This window comes from Telluria sp. Soil_C_11, assembly GCF_057657395.1.
Genome location: NZ_JBDGIN010000002.1, coordinates 402,923 through 420,286, shown reverse-complemented (window position 1 = coordinate 420,286; position 17,364 = coordinate 402,923). Strand labels below are relative to the sequence as shown.

Genomic DNA, 17,364 nt, shown 5'->3' with positions numbered 1-17,364 from the left:
CATTTTTTTAAAACTAGTACAATCAGGAAACACTCTGCCATCCTTGGCAGAAATTCCTGCGGAATCAAACACTTACGGAGAACAAGAATGAAGACATCGGCCCGGATCGCCTCTTCCCGCCCGCTCGCCACCACCGCCATGCATGGCCGCGTGGAAAGTATGCGAAACGCGGGACAGGCGGTCATCGACTTCTCGATCGCGATCTCGCACTTCCCGGCGCCGCGGCCGGTGCTGGATACGGTGCTCGAGGCCGTCGAGCGCGAGCGCACCATGCCTTATACCAGCGTGGTTGGCGCCCTCGACGTGCGCGACCGCCTGGCCGCCAAGCTGAGCAAGGAAAACCGCATCGAAGCGCAGGCAAGCGAGATCATCGTCACCAACGGCGCCAAGCAGGCCTTGTACCAGGCGCTGTATGCGATCACCGATCCGGGCGACAGCGTGCTCATCTTCAAGCCGCACTGGCCGGCATATGTTGCCACCTCGCAACTACTGGGCCTGCGCCCCATCCTGGTGGACTTGCCTGATGTCATCACGCCACAACTGCTGGACAGCCTGGAAACGCCGAAGGTCGTGATTATTAATAACCCGCACAATCCGACCGGCAAGGTGTACACTCGCCAGGAACTGGAACATATTCGTGCCTGGGTGGAACGCATCGGGGCCCAGGTGATTGTCGACGAAAGCTACGAGCACCTGATCTTCGATGGCGAACACGTCAGCCTGGCGGCCTTGTGCGACTGGCGGAAGATCGGCGTCATCACCATCTTCTCGGCCTCGCAGAGCTACGCCATGATGGGCTGGCGGGTCGGCTTCGCGCTGGCCCCGGCCGAAGTGGTCAACGCGATGCAGACGCTGCAGGGTCCGATCACGGCCGCCGCGCCCCACCTGTCGCAGGTGGCGGCCGTCGCCGCCTTCGCCACCGGCGCGCCGCACGAGATGATGGCGGACTACCGCCAGCGGCGCGACCTGGCGGTGAGGCTGTTTGCCGAGGTCCCGTGGATCGTCATGCACGCGCCGGCTTCCGGTCCGTACCTGTGGGGAGATGTGCGCAGCCTGACGATGGACACCGTCGGCTTCGCCGAACGGCTGATCGAAGAGAAGAAAGTGGCCATCATGCCCGGCGACGCGCTGGGCGTACCGGGCTTTATCCGGCTCGGCTACATTTCGGACGACGTGGCGACGCTGCGCGACGGCATCCGCAGGATTGTGGAATTCGGTGACGCCTGCCAGCGCACCAAGCGGTAAATATAAAGAAAAGCATAATGACATCTGGGTTGGGCCGCTTCCGGCTGAACAGTCTGCGCAGCCGGCTCATGCTGCTGGTGGCACTGGCGTTGATGCCCCTCGCGGTCATGACGGTCCTGTCGGGCATCCGCGAACGCGAACATGCCATCAAGGCATCCGAGGAAAACCTGCGCCGGCTGACCGGCATGGCGGCGGCCAACGAGGCCCAGTCGATCGAGGGCGCGCGCCAGATCCTGGTCGACCTGGCCAGCGTGCCCGATTTGATGGGCGATACGGCGAAATGCACCTCGCTGCTGTCGGACGTACTCGACCGCAACGAGGGCTTCGTCAACTTCGGCCTGATCCAGTTGAACGGCGATGTCACCTGTTCCGCCGTGCCGCTGCTGCACCCGGTCAACCTGGGCGACCGCAGCCACTTCCGCCGCGCCATCAGTGAACGGCGCTTCATCGCCGGCGACTACGTGTTCGGGCGCGTGATCAAGAAGCACACCATCAACCTGACCTATCCGGTCATCGACCGCACCGGCAAGGTGCTGGCCGTGGTGTTCGCCGCCATGGACCTGGAAGGCCTGGACACCTTCATCAACGACATCAACCTGCCGCCCGGCTCGGTGCTGGCGACCGCCGATGCGCGCGGCACCATCATCTCGCGCCGTCCCGACCCGGAACGCTATTTCGGCACCAGGCTCTCGGCGCCGACCATGGAAGCGATGGCGACCGCCGGCCAGCGCGCGGTGACGATCCGCGGCGAGGACGGCGTCGAGCGCCTGCACACCTTCGCCCGCGTGGGCGCGCCCGCCCTCACCGACTACACCGTCACGATCGGCATCCCGACCGACACGATCACCTCGGCCGCGCGCCACGACCAGCTGATGTCCCTGCTCGGCCTAGCCGCCACCACCATGCTGGCGCTGCTGGCGGCCTGGCTGGTGGGCGACGTGCTGATCGTGCAGCGGGTGCGCAAGCTGATGGGCACCGCCGAGCGCATCGCCGCGGGCGACCTCGACGCCCGCTCCGGCATCGACTACGCCAACGAAGAGATCGGCAACCTGGCCCAGGCCCTGGACCGCATGGCCGCGGCACTCCAGAAGAAGGAATCGGCGCGCTCGCTGGCCGAGCGCGAGCTGCGCGCCGCCGACCAGCGCAAGGACGAGTTCCTGGCGATGCTGGCGCACGAGCTGCGCAACCCGCTGGCGCCGATCAGCACCGGCGCGCACCTGCTCAAGCTGCTCCACTCCGACAATGCCCAGATCACCCAGACCTGCTCGATCATCGTGCGCCAGGTCGATCACATGACCAGCCTGGTGGACGACCTGCTGGACGTCTCGCGGGTGACGCGCGGCCTGGTCTCGCTGTCGACCCAGGTGCTGGACCTGAAACGCGTGGTCGACGACGCCGCCGAGCAGATCCGTCCGCTCGTCACCGCGCGCCGCCACCGCCTGGTGATCGACCTGCCGTCCACGCCGGCCCACGTCAAGGGCGACCACAAGCGCCTGGTGCAGGTGATCGCCAACCTGCTCGGCAACTCGACCAAGTACACCCCGGAAGGCGGCACGCTCCAGCTGCGCCTGGACACCGAGGGCGACAACTACGTGCTGACGGTGTCGGACGACGGCATCGGCATGGACCCGGCGCTGGTGGACCGCGTGTTCGACCTGTTTACCCAGGCCGAACGCACCCCGGACCGCTCGCAGGGCGGCCTCGGGCTGGGGCTGGCCCTGGTGAAGAGCCTGGTCGAGCTGCATGGCGGCAGCGTGTCCGCCTACAGTCCGGGCCTGGGCAAGGGTTCGACCTTCACGGTGCGCCTGCCGCGCTACACCCAGGACGTGGCGCTCGCGCCGCAGCCGAGCAGCGAACGCCTGCGCGCAGGCGCCGCCCCGCTGCGCATCCTGCTGGTGGACGACAACGTCGACGCGGTCCACACCCTGCAACTGTTCCTGAATTCGGCCGGACACCAGGTGGAAGTCGCGTATTCGGCCGGCGACGCGCTGGAGCTGGCCAAGACCATGGTCCCGGAAGTCTGCCTGCTCGACATCGGCCTGCCCGACTTCGACGGCAACGAGCTGGCGCGCCGCCTGCGCGTGCTGCCGCAGGCCAGCGCCGCGACCCTGATCGCGATGACCGGCTACGGCCGCCAGCAGGACCGCGACGCCTCGATGGCGGCCGGCTTCGATCACTACCTGGTCAAGCCGGTCAACACCACCCAGCTGTCCGACATCCTGGCGGCGACGGCCGAGGCCAACGTCCGGCGCTGACAACTTCATAACAATATGTAACCTTGATTGTCACTGGTTCGCCCTTGTAGCAAGTTATCGACACAATAACTTTTAACAAGGCCAAGGATGAACAAGCTGACCGCCGTACCGGCCGCCCTCGCGGCCGTTTCCCTGCTGCTGGCCGCCTGCAGCTCCCCCTATCCCGGGGTGGCGCGCGTGGAGCAGGCGCCAGCCGGCGCCGCGCCCGTGCTGGCGAGCCCCGCCCCGCCGCCCGCTCCTTCTTCCGTCTCGGTTTCGGCGTACGCGAGCTCGGCCCAGGTCTTCAGCAGGGTCGCGCCGCATACCTTCGCACCGCCGATGCCGCCGCTGATCGTCCTGCCCCAGGGCACGGACAGGTTCCCGGGCAAGGAAGCGAACAAGGCGATCCTGGTCAGCGAGCAGCCCGTGTCCACCTTCAGTGCCGACGTCGACACCGCCTCCTACGCCTTCGTGCGCCGGATGCTCTCTAGCGGCCATCTGCCGGCGCCGGACGCGGTGCGGGTCGAGGAGATGGTGAATTACTTCCCCTACCACTATGCCGGGCCGCGCAGCGCCGGCGAGCCGTTCGCGGTGTCGACCTCGGTGCTGCCGAGCCCCTGGAAAGCCGGCAACCAGTTGGTCCACATCGCGGTGCGCGGTTATGACATCGACGCGGCCGAGCGCCCGCCCGCCAACGTGGTGCTGCTGGTCGACGTGTCCGGTTCGATGGGCCCGGCGGACCGCCTGCCCCTGCTCAAGCAAGGCTTCCGCCTGTTCGCCCAGCAGCTGCGCGACGAAGACCGCGTCGCCATCGTCAGCTACGCGGACGGCACCCGGGTCGTGCTGGAGCCGACCCCGGGCAAGGAACGCGGCAGGATCCTCGACGCCATCGACGGCCTGCGCGCCGGCGGCGGCACGGCGGGTGGCGAAGGGCTGCGCAATGCCTACGAACTGGCCCAGCGCAACTTCGACCCGAAGGCCGTGAACCGGGTGATCCTGGCCACGGATGGCGATTTCAACCTCGGCATGACGGACCCGAAGCAGCTCGAAAACTTCATCGCCAGCAAGCGCAAGACCGGCATCTACCTGTCGGTCTTCGGGGTCGGCGCGGGCAACCTGAACGACGCCCTGATGCAGCGCCTGGCCCAGTCGGGCAACGGCAACGCCGCCTACATCGATTCGCTGCTCGAAGCGCGCAAGGCGCTGGGCCAGGAACTCGGCTCGACCATGTTCCCGATCGCCAATGACGTCAAGGTGCAGGTCGAGTTCAACCCGGCCCAGGTGGCGGCCTACCGCCTGATCGGCTACGAGACCCGGATGCTGCAGCGCCAGGACTTCAAGGACGACAAGGTCGACGCCGGCGACATGGGCGCGGGCCACACCGTCACCGCGATCTACGAGATCACCCCGGCCAGCGAGGCGAACCGGCTGGCCGACCCGCTGCGCTACGGCAAGCAGGGCAAGGCCGACGCCGCAGGCCATGGCGACGAACTGTGCTTCGTGAAGCTGCGCTACAAGCTGCCCGGCGCCGCCTCCAGCCGCCAGGTCGCGCATCCGGTGCATGCCTCGTCCGCGCACGGCAGGCTCGCCGAAGCGCCGGCCGACCAGCGCTTCGCCGTCGCCGTGGCCGCCTTCGGCCAGCGCCTGCGCGGCGAGCCGCAACTGGCCGACTACGGCTACGACCGCATCGCCGAACTCGCCAACGGCGCGCGCGGCGACGATCCGGAAGGCTACCGCGCCGAGTTCGTGAAGCTGGTGCGCATGGCCGAGACCCTGGGCCAGGCCGGCGTCGGGGGCCAGCCCTGAGCGTCCGGCGCTAACGGACCACGCTCAGCCGCGCCATCCCTTATCATCGGGTTTTGACGAGGAGAAGATGGATGGAGTCGGTCGAGGTCGTCCTGGCGATGCTGCTGGCGGTCGTCGCCAGCGGCTGGGTGGGTCGGATGCTGCCGTTCGCGGTGCCGCTGCCGCTGATCCAGATCGGGCTCGGGGCCGTGATCTCGGGTGTGTTCGGCCACGGCGTGGCGCTCGAACCGGACATCTTCTTCCTGCTGTTCCTGCCGCCGCTGCTGTTCCTGGACGGCTGGCGCATCCCCAAGGTCGGCCTGTTCCGCGACAAGGGCACCATCATCGAACTGGCACTCGGCCTGGTGCTGTTCACCGTGCTCGGCGCCGGCTTCCTGATGCACTGGCTGATTCCCTCGCTGCCGCTGCCGGTGGCGTTCGCGCTGGCGGCCATCGTCGCGCCGACCGATCCGGTGGCGGTGTCGGCGATCACCAGCCGTATTCCGGTGCCGCCGCGCCTGATGCACATCATCGAGGGCGAATCCCTGCTCAACGACGCCAGCGGCCTGGTGTGCTTCCGCTTCGCCGTGGCGGCCGCGGTCACCGGCACCTTCTCGCCCGCCAAGGCCGGCCTGACCTTCCTGTGGGTGGCGCTGGCCGGCATCGCCGCCGGCGTCGCCGTCACCTGGGCGATCACCCGCACGCATGGCTTCCTGCTGCGCCGCTTCGGCGAGGACGACGGCATGCCGATCCTGATCAACCTGCTGACGCCCTTCGGCGCCTACCTGGTGGCGGAACACATCCACGCCTCCGGCATCCTGGCGGCGGTGGCGGCCGGCATCACGATGAGCTATGTCGAACTCGGCGGCTCGGCCACGGCCTCGACCCGCATCCGCCGCAACGTCATCTGGGACGCCCTGCAATTCACGCTGAACGGCGTGATGTTCGTGCTGCTGGGCGAACAGCTGCCGGACATCGCGCGCGGCGCCCTGCACCCGCCCGGCGGCGGCGAGCCCTTCGATCCGTGGTGGCTGACCGGGAATGCGCTGGCCCTGAGCCTGGGCCTGGTGCTGCTGCGCTTCGTCTGGGTGTGGGTGTCGCTGCGCCTGACCATCCTGAACCAGCGCCGCCTGGGCCAGCAGGTGTTCAAGCCGCGCATGCGGCTGATCCTGGCGACCTCCTTCGCCGGCGTGCGCGGCGCCCTGACCATGGCCGGCGTGTTCACGCTGCCGCTGACCCTGGCCGACGGCTCGCCCTTCCCCGGCCGCCAGCTGGCGATCCTGCTGGCAAGCGCCGTGATCGTGGTCTCGCTGCTGCTGGCCAGCGTCGCCTTGCCGCGCCTGCTGCGCGGGCTGGAGGTGCCGGCCGAGACCAATGCCGAACAGGAAGAAGACCGCGCCCGCCAGGCCGCCGTCGAGGCCGCCGTCAGCGCGGTCGAACTGGCCGGCCGCGCGCATGCCGGCGGCCCCGACGCCGAACTGCACGCCAACGCCTACGGCATGGTGTCCAACCTGTACCGCAACCGGCTGCGCAACATCCAGCTCAACGCCGGCCCCGGCACCGACGCCCATGCGGCGCGCCAGGTCGAGCGCGAGTACAGGCTGACCGCGCTGCGGGCCGAGCGCGACACCATCCTGCGGCTGGGGCGACGGCGCGAGATTTCGGACGAGACGGCGCGCAAGTTGCTGCGCGAGATCGATCTGGTGGAGGCGCGGTATCGGGAGTCTTGATCCCGATGTCAATGCACCTGCTGTTCGGACGTGTCGAGCAGCGTCCTGATCCGGAATGACAGCTCTTCGATCGCGAACGGCTTCATCAGGATGTGAATGCTCTGTTCATTCATCCGGTCGGCCAGGGCAACGTTGCCTACATAGCCTGTCGTAAACAGGACCTTGAGGTCGGGACGGCGCTTCAGGGCCTGGTCGACAAGTTCCCGTCCATTCATTTCCGGCATCAGGACATCGGTGACGACCAGCTTGATCTCGGGATGCTCATCAAGCATCTGCAAGGCCGCGGCTCCGCCTTCCGCGGCGAAAACCCGGTAACCCAGGTGGGTCAGCATTTCGCCAAGGAGCAGGCGTACGCTGGCCTCGTCATCGGTCACGAGGATGGCTTCCAGCTTGCCCGGCACGATCTGCGCGCGCGCGGCCTCCACCACCGCGCCCTCCACCTTGCCGGTGTGGCGTGGCAGGTAGAGCTCGACCACCGTACCCCGGCCCGGCGTGGAATCGATCTTCACCTGCCCGCCCGACTGGCGCACAAAGCCATACACCTGGCTCAGCCCGAGTCCGGTGCCGTGCCCGACCGCCTTGGTAGTAAAGAAGGGGTCGAAGGCTTTCGCCATGACTTCCGGCGTCATCCCGGTGCCGGTATCGCGGATCGCCATCGCCACGTAGGACCCGGGCACCAGGTCTGCCATGCCGACGCCCTCGTATTCGTCGAGTGCGCAGTTGCGGGTTTCGATCGTCAGCCTGCCTCCTTCTTCCATGGCATCGCGCGCGTTGACGACGAGGTTCAGAACGACATTCTCGAGCTGGTTCGGGTCGACGTAGGTCAGCCATGCATCGTCGGCAAGTGCCGTATCGAAAACGATGGTTCCTCCCAGCGAGTGCTTCAGCAAGGGCGCCAGCCCGTTGACCAGCTCGTTCACGGATACCGGTCCGGGATGCAGGGGCTGTTGCCGCGAGAACGCAAGCAGGCGCTGGGTCAACTGCGAAGCGCGGGTAATGCCGCCTTTTGCCAGGCCGATATACTTGCCGGCAAGGTCATCCTCGTTCTCGACACGGCGACGGACGAGTTCCAGCGCGTTCGAGATGACGGCAAGCATGTTGTTGAAGTCGTGTGCAATGCCCCCGGTAAGCTGCCCGACGGCCTCCATTTTCTGGGCCTGACGCAAGGCGTTCTCGGTTTGGGTCCGCTTGCCGACTTCCTCCGCCACGCGGCGCTCGAGGGTGTCATTCAGGTCGCGCAAAGCGAGTTCTGCACGGTGGCGTATGGATACATCCCGGAACAGGACAGCCACCTGGCGGCGCTCCAACGGTTCGATACGCAGGGCGGCGAGTTCCAGGAAGCGCCCGGTATGTTCGAGCTTGCGTTCGAAGCGGATCGGTTCGCCGGTGAGCAGTACCCGCCTGTAGATTTCCACCCAGCCTTCAGCCTCCCCCGGCACCATGTCGCGCACCCGCTGGCCGACCACGTTCTCGATCCCGGCATTCATGGCATAGGCGGGATTGGCCATGACGTGCACGTAATCGCCCAGATGCCCATGCGGACCATCGATGAATTCGATGACGCAGAAGCCCTCGTCGATCGAGTCGAACAGGGTCCGGAACAGGCGCTCGCTCTCGCGCAGTGCGCTCTCCGCCGCCTTGCGCTCGGTAATGTCGCTCGCCGCCCCGATCCATTCTTCGATCTCGCCGTGCCGGTCCAGCATCGGAACCGCGCGCGACAACGTCCAGCCCATGCTGCCATCGACACGCCGTACACGGTGCTCGAGTTGGAACACAGCCTTGTCACGGATCGCCGTCCCGATGGCCGCATGCACCCGTCCCTGCTCGTCCGGCGGGATATACTCATCGATCCAGGAACGGTACGGGGACTCGGTATCCTTGATGAAACCGCGCCCGTCGAGCTCCCACATCTCGCTCCAGTCCGGGCTCATGCGGTAGATGACATCGGATGTCGCGGCCGCCAGGCCCTGCAAGCGCCCTGCCACTTCCGCCAGCTCGCGCCGCTGCGTGGCACGCCCTTGCTCGGCCCGTACCTCTTCCGTGGTTTCGATCACCGTGGCCTTGACCGCGACGACGTTCCCGTCGGCGTCGACGACGGGGCCGTAATACAGGTCGAACCACGAATCGAGCATCATGCCGTCCCGCTCGAGCCTGAAACAGGCATTGCGGAAAACCTGGGCTTCGCCGGCCAGCACCGTTTCCAGCATCCTGCCATTGAAATCCGCGGCATCCGGCCAGGCCTCGCGCAGGGGTGTGCCGAGGACGCCCGGATGCCGCTGCCCGCAGACCTTCGCATAGCCGGCGTTATAGAGAAGGATGCCTTCCTTGCCCCAGAGAAGAGCGGTCGGGACGGGGTCCAGCAGCATCACATCGACGAGAGCCCGCTGGCGCTCCGTCCAGGCAGCGATCGGCCCCAGCGGCGTCAGGCTCCAGTCATGCAGGCGGATCAGGTCCGCGATCTCGTCATGCCGTACGGGCCGGCTTGTGTTTTTCATTCTTGTTGCCTTGGACCCCGACCGGCGTTGCCCGATCAGCCTTTGGATATGCAGTGGAATATGTGTATCGATATTGCGGCCGTATTGTCTCATAGCTCATAGGCGATGCAAGTCCTACGTGCGCTCCCGTACGGTACGCCTGTTCGCAGCCAGCGTAGACTGGCCCGGCCTTGCATCTCGAACGGGTGAACCAATGAAGAGCGATACCAGCGGCGACACCGCAGCAGACGAACGCGCATCGGGCGGCGCCCCGATCCCGAACAGCGATCCGCCCACCGCCGCGAAGGCGGCCGGCCTGCGCTACGTCCACGACGACCGTCCCGGCATCCGCCGCGAGCCGGACAAGGAAGGCTTCCGCTACCTCGACGCCCGCGGCGAACCGGTCGACGACGAGGCGACACTGCAGCGCATCAAGTCGCTGGCCATCCCGCCGGCCTGGACCGAGGTCTGGATCTGTCCCCAGGCCAACGGCCACCTGCAGGCCACCGGGCGCGACGCGCGCGGGCGCAAGCAGTACCGCTACCACCCGAAGTGGCGCGAGGTGCGCGACGAGGTGAAATACGAGCGCATGATCAAGTTCGGCAAGGCCCTGCCGCAAATCCGCAAGGAGGTCGACCGCGCCCTGAGTTTGCCCGGCCTGCCGCGCGAAAAAGTGCTGGCGACCATCGTCTACCTGCTCGAAGCGACCATGATGCGCATCGGCAATGACGAGTACGCGCGCGAAAACAAGTCCTATGGCTTGACCACCTTGCGCAACCGCCACGTGAAGATCGACGGCAGCGAGGTCGAATTCCGCTTCCGCGGCAAGAGCGGCGTCTACCACGACGTCAAGGTGAACGACCGGCGCCTGGCGCGCATCGTCCAGCGTTCGCGCGACCTGCCGGGCCAGGACCTGTTCGAATACCTCGACGACAACGGCGAGCCGCACACGGTCAATTCCGCCGACGTCAACGACTACCTGCGCGAGATCAGCGGCGAGGACTACACGGCCAAGGATTTCCGCACCTGGTCGGGCACGGTGCTGGCCGCGATCGCGCTGCAGGAGTTCGAGAAGTTCGATTCCGAGGCGCAGGCCAAGAAGAACGTGGTGCGGGCCATCGAGACGGTGGCCGAAAAGCTCGGCAATACGCCCTCGGTATGCCGCAAGTGCTATGTCCACCCGGCCGTGCTGGATTCCTACATGGACGGCACCATGATCGAAGGCCTGCTGGCGCGCGCCGAGGAAAAGCTGGCCGAAGACCTGCAGGACCTGCGGCCGGAGGAAGCCGCGGTGCTGGCCATGCTGCAGCAGCGCCTGGCCCGGGACGTTCCCGAACCCAAGAAAGTGCAAAGCCGCCGCAAGGCCGCGTGAACCACCCTCCAAGAAAGGAAAAACAATGGCAGCAAGTATCGAACTGGTCGCCGAGTTCGGCCACCAGGTGACGGGCGTCTCCGTCTCCGAAACCGGGCGCATCTTCGTGAACTTCCCCCGCTGGACCGAGGACACGGCCGTCTCGGTGGCGGAACTGAAGCATGGCCAGGTGACGCCCTACCCGGACCAGGAATGGAACGCCTGGCGCAACGCGAAGAAGGACGAGATCACGCCGCATGACCACTGGGTCTGCGTGCAGAGCGTGGTGGCCGACCAGCGCGGCAGCCTGTGGGTGCTGGACCCGGCGGCGCCGGCCCAGGCCCATGTGGTGTCGAAAGGCCCGAAGCTGGTCAGGATCGACCTCGCCAGCGACAAGGTGGCGCAGACGATCGCCTTCGACGAAGACACCGCGCCGCAGGGCTCCTACCTGAACGACGTGCGCTTTTCGAACGACGGCAAGCATGCCTTCATCACCGATTCCGGCGTCCAGGGCGCGCTGGTGGTGGTGGACATCGCGGCCGGGAAGGCGAAGCGGGTACTGGACGGCCATCCGTCGACGCAAATGAAAAAGGGCCTGAACGTCACCGCGGACGGCAAGGTGCTGCGCCGCCCGGACGGCCGCGGCGTGGAATTTTCGGCCGACGGCATCGAGCTGTCGTCGGACGGAAAATACCTGTACTGGCAGGCGATCAAGGGCGATGTGCTGTACCGGATTTCCACCGCGGCGCTGGTCGGCGACGGCTTGAACGGCAAGGACGTGTCGGGCCAGGTCGAGCACTACGGCCTGAATGGCGTCAACGACGGCCTGCTGATCGCACGCGGCACCGACGACATGTACCTGACCGCGGTGCAGGACAACGCCATCAAGGTGCGCAGGCTGGCCGAGGGGCCGCAGGCCGAGGCGAAGACCGTGGTGCAGGACGAGCGCCTGCGCTGGCCGGATACGTTCAGCCAGGGTCCGGACGGCGCGATCTATGTGACGACCTCGCACATCCAGGATTCGGCATTCTTCAAGCCGGATGCGCCGGCGGCGCTGCCGACGCAGCTGTGGAAGCTGCGTCTCGAAGGCTGACGGCCTGGCTTATTTGCCGGCCGTGGCGTGGCTCGCGGCCGGCTGCAGGGTTTCGGCCTGGGCCTGCAAGCCGATGCACGCGGCCAGCACCAGGGCGGCGAGCGCGGCCAGCGCGCCGAGGTGGCGAAGGCGGGTGGAAGGCAGGGTGCGTCTCATGATTGTCATCCTAGTTTCGTTTTTGTACTAAACAGCGTCCTCCAGCATACCAATCCTGATGCGGTAAATATACGCGAATTGTAACGAGTATCCTCAAAGCAACACCTGGATTAGAATGGCGCCCGACGCCATCCTTGTCCACGCCCATGTCTTCCACGCTGCTGCTGCCCATCTTCCTGCTCGCAAGCCTCGGCGCCCTGCTCGCAAGACTGCCATGGCTGCGCCCGTCCTGGCATGCGGGCGTCACGGAGCTGACGGCCAAGTTCCTCGTCCCCGCGCTGCTGCTCGCCGGCGCCTGGCGCACCGGCATCCCGCCTTCGCTGTCGTGGAAAGTCATGTGCGCCTTCTACCTGCCGCTCGGCCTGCTGTTCGTCGGCGCGCGGTTGTTGGCGCGGCGCCACGGAACCGGGGCAGCGTCGGCGCTGGCGGCGACGTATTCGAACACGGTATTCGTCGGCGTGCCGGTGCTGGTGCAGGTGCTTGGCGAAGGCAGCCTGCAGTTCGCCTACCCCGTGATCGCCTTCCACAGCCTGTTCTGCTTCACGCTCTATCACCTGGGCGAGGAGGGTGCGGCGTCCGGCCGGTTCCGCCCGGTGTTGAACACCATGAAGAATCCGGTCGTCGCCGCGCTCTTGCTCGGTCTCGCGCTGAACCTGGGCGGGATCGCCCTGCCGCCCGCCTTGAACCGGGTGCTGGCCATGCTGGGCGGCGCCGCCCTGCCCTGCGCGCTGCTGTCGCTGGGCGCCTCGCTGGTATCGCTCAAGCCGGCAAAGTGGTCCGCGACCGGCGCCATCGTGCTGGCCAAGCTGGTGTTCCTGCCGCTGGGCGTGGCGCTGCTGGCGGTGTTCGTGCTGCACCTGCCGGCGACGGCGGCGATGGTGCTGGTCGTGCTGGCGTCCTGCCCGGTCGGGATCAACGCCGCCTTCGTGGTCAAGCCGGCCGGCGGCGGCGCCCAGCTGGTCAATTCGGCCATCCTGCTGTCGAGCCTCCTGTGCGCCGCGACCATTCCGGCCTGGTTATGGGCGCTGCGCCATTTCTGAACCTGGCCCGGAGGCCGCCGCGGGCGCGCGCTCCCGGTGCGCCGACGCGCAGCTCAGCACCCCGCCGACCAGCAGCCCCATCGCCAGCCATTCCAGCCCGGTCGGCCAGCGGCCCTCCCACAGGAAGCCGTAAAGCAGCGCGAACAGGGTTTCGAACACGATCATCTGCCCGGTCATGGTCAGCGGCAGCAGGCGGCTGGCATGGTTCCACAGCGCATTGCCGACCACCGAGCACAGGATCGCGACGGTGGTCACGACGCCGCCGAAATACAGCCAGCTTGACGCCGCATGCACGCCCGGGTTCAGGACGAAGGCCGGCACCGCCAGCAGCAGCGCCTGGGCGCCGGTGACGACCCCGACCAGCAGGCTCCAGTCGTGCGCCGAGATGCCCTTCAGCCGGGCCAGGGCGCGGCTGTTGCCGACCGCGTACAGGGTCCACGAGACCAGCGCCCCGATCGCGCACAGGAGGCCGATGAAGGAGCCCTGCGCCGAGCCGTGCTGCGGCGTCGACAGCGACTGCCAGCTGATGCAGACCAGCCCCGCGATGCCCAGCGCCAGCGATGGCAGCAGGCGCAGCATCGGCGCGGCATCGGCGTCGCGCCGCCCGGCCAGGGTGACGGTGACGGGCAGCAGCCCGATGATCAGCGAGGTCATGGCCACCCCGCCCAGCTGCACGGCGTTGGCCAGGAACACGTAATAAATGATGTTGCCGGCGAAGCTGAGCCAGGCCAGGGTGCGCCACTCGCGCCAGGACAGCGCGCGCGCCAGGCGGCGCCAGGTGCGCGCCAGCAAGGCGCAAGCGATCAGGCCGTAGGCCAGATAGCGCCCCGCCGACAATTGGATGGGCTGGAAGCCGCGCGTCAGTTCGGGTGTGAGAAAGACCAGGCCCCAGAAGGCCCCGGCCAGGACGCCCGCGCCGATGCCGAGCCAGTGATTGCGTACAAGCATGAATAAAACCTCCGAGCCCGACATGATCCTCGAAAAGCCCGGAGTTGTCTTGACCGCCCCTCGCGCCGGATTGACCGGTTCTACATTCAGCGATGCTGGCGCCGGTAGGCCGCCGGCGTCATCCCGGTCGCCTTGCGCAGCGCCCGCGTCAGCGCGCTCTGCTCGGAAAAACCGGCGCGCAGCGCGATCTCGGCGATCGCGAGCTCGGTCGAGGCCAGCCATTCGCGGGCGCGCCGCAGGCGATGTTCCAGCAGCCAGGCGTGCGGGCTGGTGTCGAGTTCTTCCCTGAACAGCGCGTGCAGGCGGCTGACGCTGCAGCCCACTGCCCTGGCCATCGATTCGGTAGTCCAGGCGTGCCCGGGCACGGCCTCGATGCGGGCCAGCAGCGCGGCCAGGCGCGAGGCCGGGCGCGGCGCGTCCAGCGTGAGCGTGTCCAGCAGCAGCGGTACCCAGCCCTGCACCACCCCAGGCGGCGCGGAGCCACCGTCCGCGTTCAGCATCAGCGCCATGAATTCGACCAGCTTGCGCGAGGCCGGGCCGAGCGGCGCGAACGTTCGCCCGAACAGGCGTTCACCCGCTTCCGGCGCCAGCGCTTCCACGCCGATGTCGACGATGATCGAACGGTTGCTGGCGTCGCCGTGCTGGGCATGCCAGGCGCCGGGCGCGACGAAGCCGGCGCGCAGCGGATCGAGCATGCCTTGCCGCCCTTCGACGTCAAGCAGCAGCGATCCGCTCAGCGGCAGCACCAGCTGGGCGAAGTCGTGGCGGTCCGGCTCGCTGGGCTGGCCGTAGCTGCGCAGGTGGAGGTCGACGGTGGAAGGCATCCGGCTAGTGTAGCACCGCGCCGACGGGCCCGCCGGCGAGGTCCCGGGACGCCGCCGCATGCGACGGCGCCCCGGGCATCGGTCCGACGCGTCATGCGTCAGGGCGGATGTTGTGGTTGAAGCGGAACAGGTTGTCCGGGTCGTAGCGCTGCTTGATCTCGACCAGGCGCGCGTAGTTGGGGCCGTAGGCCTCGTGGATGCGCGCCCCTTCGTCCTGGGTCAGGAAGTTGATGTAGACGCTGCCGGCCGCATGCGGCGCCGCCGCGGCGAAGAATTCGCGGGTCCAGCCGACCACCGTGGCGTCGTCGCCGGGCTCTAGCCAGCGCCCGTGCACATTCATCGCGAACTGCACGTTGCGGTGCGGATAGGCGGTGGCGTCCGGCGGACGGGTGTTGGCCTTGCCGCCGATCAGGCCGAGGAAGATCTCGCAGTGCGGCGTCGGCACGTTGCCGGCATAGTGCAGCACGACGTCGATGGCGTCGTCGGACAGGTGGGTGAAGTTGTGCGATTTCCAGTAGTTGCGCGCGCCCGGCGCCAGCAGCGGATCGAAGATCTTCTGCCAGGCTTCGTACGGCATAGCGCCGACGTGCTCGCCCAGCACCTGGCCGAAGCCGCGCACCCGCTCCAGCAGCGGCTGCACCGCATCCGGCGCCTGCGGCGAGAACAGCGCCAGCGCCACGATATCGGTGCCGTGGCTTTCCGGCGGCAGGAACGGCAAGGGCGGCGCCTGGCGCAGCACGGCCCACACCGACAGCTCGTCCGGCAGGGTGTCCACCAGGTCGCGGTAGCGGCGCATCACCTCGCGCCCCTCCGCGGCGGAAAACACGACCAGCCCGGCCGTGACCTCGGGTCCGACCGGGTGCAGGGCGAACTGGAACAGCGTCACCACGCCGAAATTCCCGCCGCCGCCGCGGATCGCCCAGTACAGGTCCGGCTCTTCCTGCGGGCCGGTCCAGCGCCGCTTGCCGTCCGCGGTGACGATCTCGGCCCCGGCCAGGTTGTCGACCGCCAGCCCGTACATGCGGCTCAGCCAGCCGAAGCCGCCGCCCAGGGTCAGCCCGCCGGCGCCGGTGGTGGAATTGATGCCGAGCGGAACCGCCAGGCCGCAGGACTGGGTTTCGTGGTCGACGTCGCCAAGCAAAGCGCCGCCGCTGACCCAGGCCTGGCGTGCGCGCGGATCGACGTGGACGTCGCGCATGCCGGACAGGTCGATCACCAGGCCGTCGTCGCACAGCGCGCTGCCGGCGATGTTGTGGCCGCCGCCGCGCACGGCCAGCGGCAGGCCGTTGGCGCGCGCGAACCGGACCGCCGCCATCACGTCGGCGGTGCCGGAACAGCGCGCGATGAATGCCGGGCGCCGGTCGATCATGGCGTTCCAGATCGAGCGCGCCTCATCGTAGCCGGGTTCGCCGGGCTGCAGGACCGGTCCCCGTAGCGTGGCCTTGAATGCGTCGACCACATCGTTCTTCATATTGGTCATGATTGCCTCCGCAGGACAGGACGCCATTGCGGGCGCCATCATTGCAGCATAGGTGCTGCGGGAGGATGTGCAAGGACCGTCTGCGGTCGGGGGTCAGAGGCGTACCAACCGCCCGCCGTCGACCCGCAAGCCGGCGCCACAGATGAAGCGGGCGCCGTCGCCGGCCAGGAAGGCGATCGCGGCGGCAATGTCGTCCGGTGTGCCGACTTCGGCCTTGTTGATGGTCTCGGCGCCGGAGCGCACGTTCGGGTTATTCCACAACATCGGCGTGTCGACCGCGCCCGGCAGCACGGCATTCACGCGGATGCCCTTCGGCTTGCCTTCCAGCGCGGCCGAACGCGTCAGCGACAGCAGCGCCGTCTTGGCCGCCGCGTAAGGCGCGACCAGCGGCTCGGTCTCGACCGCATGCACGCTAGACACGTTCACCACCGCCCCGCCATCCTTCATCTTCAGGAAAGCCTGCTTGATGAACAGGAAGGCGCCGAGCAGGTCGACCCCGAGGATGCGCTGCCAGTCGTCGACGGTCTGCTCCTCGATTGGCTTGAAGATCATCAGGCCGGCATTATTGACCAACAGGTTCCAGTGGCCGAAACGGTCGATGGCGGCGTCGGCCGCGGCCGCGACCTGGTCCTCGCGCGCGACGTCGCAGACGATGGTGGCGATGCGCTCCGGCACGGCCTGCGTGTCCGCCGCGAGCCGGGCGGCAGCGGCGTCGAGCCGGTCCTGGGCGAGGTCGGCCAGCAACACACTGGCGCCGTCCCTCAGCAGGCGGCGCGCGGTGGCGAGGCCGATGCCGCCGGCGGCGCCGGTGACGATGGCGGCATGTTGGCTTGGGTTGGCTGTCATTCGGCCAGCATAGCCGAATGTGATGCCGTGCGGCGCCCGCCGTGCATACACATCGCCTAGTCGTTCCGTACTGGGTGCCCGCATAAATTCAGGGCCACTGTCTATGCAAGCTACGACAGAGCGCTGATGTTCCACTTCTTTCCCTTCCCTACAATCCA

General features: G+C 67.6%; 13 protein-coding genes. 7 read left to right on the top strand and 6 right to left on the bottom strand.

Annotated features, from left to right (window positions below):
• The first annotated feature begins 87 nt into the window (after positions 1–87).
• From AC3A6M_RS04815 to AC3A6M_RS04800, 4 genes are all read left to right on the top strand, one after another.
• On the top strand, positions 88–1,245 hold the full coding sequence (locus tag AC3A6M_RS04815) for a pyridoxal phosphate-dependent aminotransferase (protein WP_487851586.1): 1,158 nt from the start codon (positions 88–90) through the stop codon (positions 1,243–1,245).
• Between the two features lie 17 nt (positions 1,246–1,262).
• Positions 1,263–3,500 carry a hybrid sensor histidine kinase/response regulator gene (locus AC3A6M_RS04810; protein ID WP_487851585.1) on the top strand — a complete coding sequence of 746 codons (2,238 nt, stop codon included), beginning with the start codon at positions 1,263–1,265 and terminating at the stop codon, positions 3,498–3,500.
• 87 nt (positions 3,501–3,587) lie between these two features.
• The gene (locus AC3A6M_RS04805; protein WP_487851584.1) at positions 3,588–5,285 is read left to right on the top strand and encodes a vWA domain-containing protein; all 1,698 of its coding nucleotides are present in this window, start codon (positions 3,588–3,590) and stop codon (positions 5,283–5,285) included.
• A gap of 71 nt (positions 5,286–5,356) precedes the next feature.
• Positions 5,357–6,994: a Na+/H+ antiporter gene (locus tag AC3A6M_RS04800; protein WP_487851583.1), complete on the top strand. Its 1,638-nt coding sequence runs from the start codon at positions 5,357–5,359 to the stop codon at positions 6,992–6,994.
• An 8-nt stretch (positions 6,995–7,002) separates the two neighbouring features.
• Here the strand turns inward: AC3A6M_RS04800 and AC3A6M_RS04795 are convergent, their stop codons facing one another.
• Positions 7,003–9,489, bottom strand: coding sequence for a PAS domain-containing protein (locus tag AC3A6M_RS04795; RefSeq protein WP_487851582.1), 2,487 nt, complete (start codon positions 9,487–9,489; stop codon positions 7,003–7,005).
• A 193-nt stretch (positions 9,490–9,682) separates the two neighbouring features.
• Here AC3A6M_RS04795 and AC3A6M_RS04790 point away from each other — a divergent pair, with 193 nt between their 5' ends.
• Both AC3A6M_RS04790 and AC3A6M_RS04785 read left to right on the top strand, forming a co-directional pair.
• Positions 9,683–10,840, top strand: a complete 1,158-nt coding sequence (locus AC3A6M_RS04790) for a DNA topoisomerase IB (RefSeq protein ID WP_487851581.1) — start codon at positions 9,683–9,685, stop codon at positions 10,838–10,840.
• A gap of 25 nt (positions 10,841–10,865) precedes the next feature.
• Positions 10,866–11,912, top strand: a complete 1,047-nt coding sequence (locus AC3A6M_RS04785; RefSeq protein WP_487851580.1) for an L-dopachrome tautomerase-related protein — start codon at positions 10,866–10,868, stop codon at positions 11,910–11,912.
• Positions 11,913–11,921: 9 nt separating this feature from the next.
• Here AC3A6M_RS04785 and AC3A6M_RS04780 read toward each other — a convergent pair whose 3' ends face one another.
• Positions 11,922–12,068, bottom strand: coding sequence for a hypothetical protein (locus tag AC3A6M_RS04780; RefSeq protein WP_487851579.1), 147 nt, complete (start codon positions 12,066–12,068; stop codon positions 11,922–11,924).
• A 146-nt stretch (positions 12,069–12,214) separates the two neighbouring features.
• Here AC3A6M_RS04780 and AC3A6M_RS04775 point away from each other — a divergent pair, with 146 nt between their 5' ends.
• A complete protein-coding gene (locus tag AC3A6M_RS04775) occupies positions 12,215–13,108 on the top strand; it encodes an AEC family transporter (RefSeq protein ID WP_487851578.1) in 894 nt (297 codons plus the stop codon).
• On the opposite strand, the gene AC3A6M_RS04770 is transcribed toward AC3A6M_RS04775, so the two are convergent.
• The 4 genes from AC3A6M_RS04770 to AC3A6M_RS04755 all read right to left on the bottom strand — a co-directional run bounded on the left by AC3A6M_RS04770 (position 13,085) and on the right by AC3A6M_RS04755 (position 17,206).
• Complete coding sequence (locus AC3A6M_RS04770) at positions 13,085–14,056, bottom strand: DMT family transporter (RefSeq protein ID WP_487851577.1); 972 nt, start codon at positions 14,054–14,056, stop codon at positions 13,085–13,087. The two genes, AC3A6M_RS04775 and AC3A6M_RS04770, sit on opposite strands and share 24 nt — an antisense overlap.
• An 86-nt stretch (positions 14,057–14,142) precedes the next feature.
• Positions 14,143–14,880 carry a helix-turn-helix transcriptional regulator gene (locus tag AC3A6M_RS04765; protein WP_487851576.1) on the bottom strand — a complete coding sequence of 246 codons (738 nt, stop codon included), beginning with the start codon at positions 14,878–14,880 and terminating at the stop codon, positions 14,143–14,145.
• Positions 14,881–14,971: 91 nt separating this feature from the next.
• Positions 14,972–16,360 (bottom strand): FAD-binding oxidoreductase, encoded by a 1,389-nt coding sequence (locus tag AC3A6M_RS04760; protein WP_487851575.1) that lies wholly within the window; start codon positions 16,358–16,360, stop codon positions 14,972–14,974.
• Positions 16,361–16,453: 93 nt separating this feature from the next.
• Positions 16,454–17,206, bottom strand: a complete 753-nt coding sequence (locus tag AC3A6M_RS04755) for an SDR family NAD(P)-dependent oxidoreductase (RefSeq protein ID WP_487851574.1) — start codon at positions 17,204–17,206, stop codon at positions 16,454–16,456.
• Between the last annotated feature and the right edge of the window lie 158 nt (positions 17,207–17,364).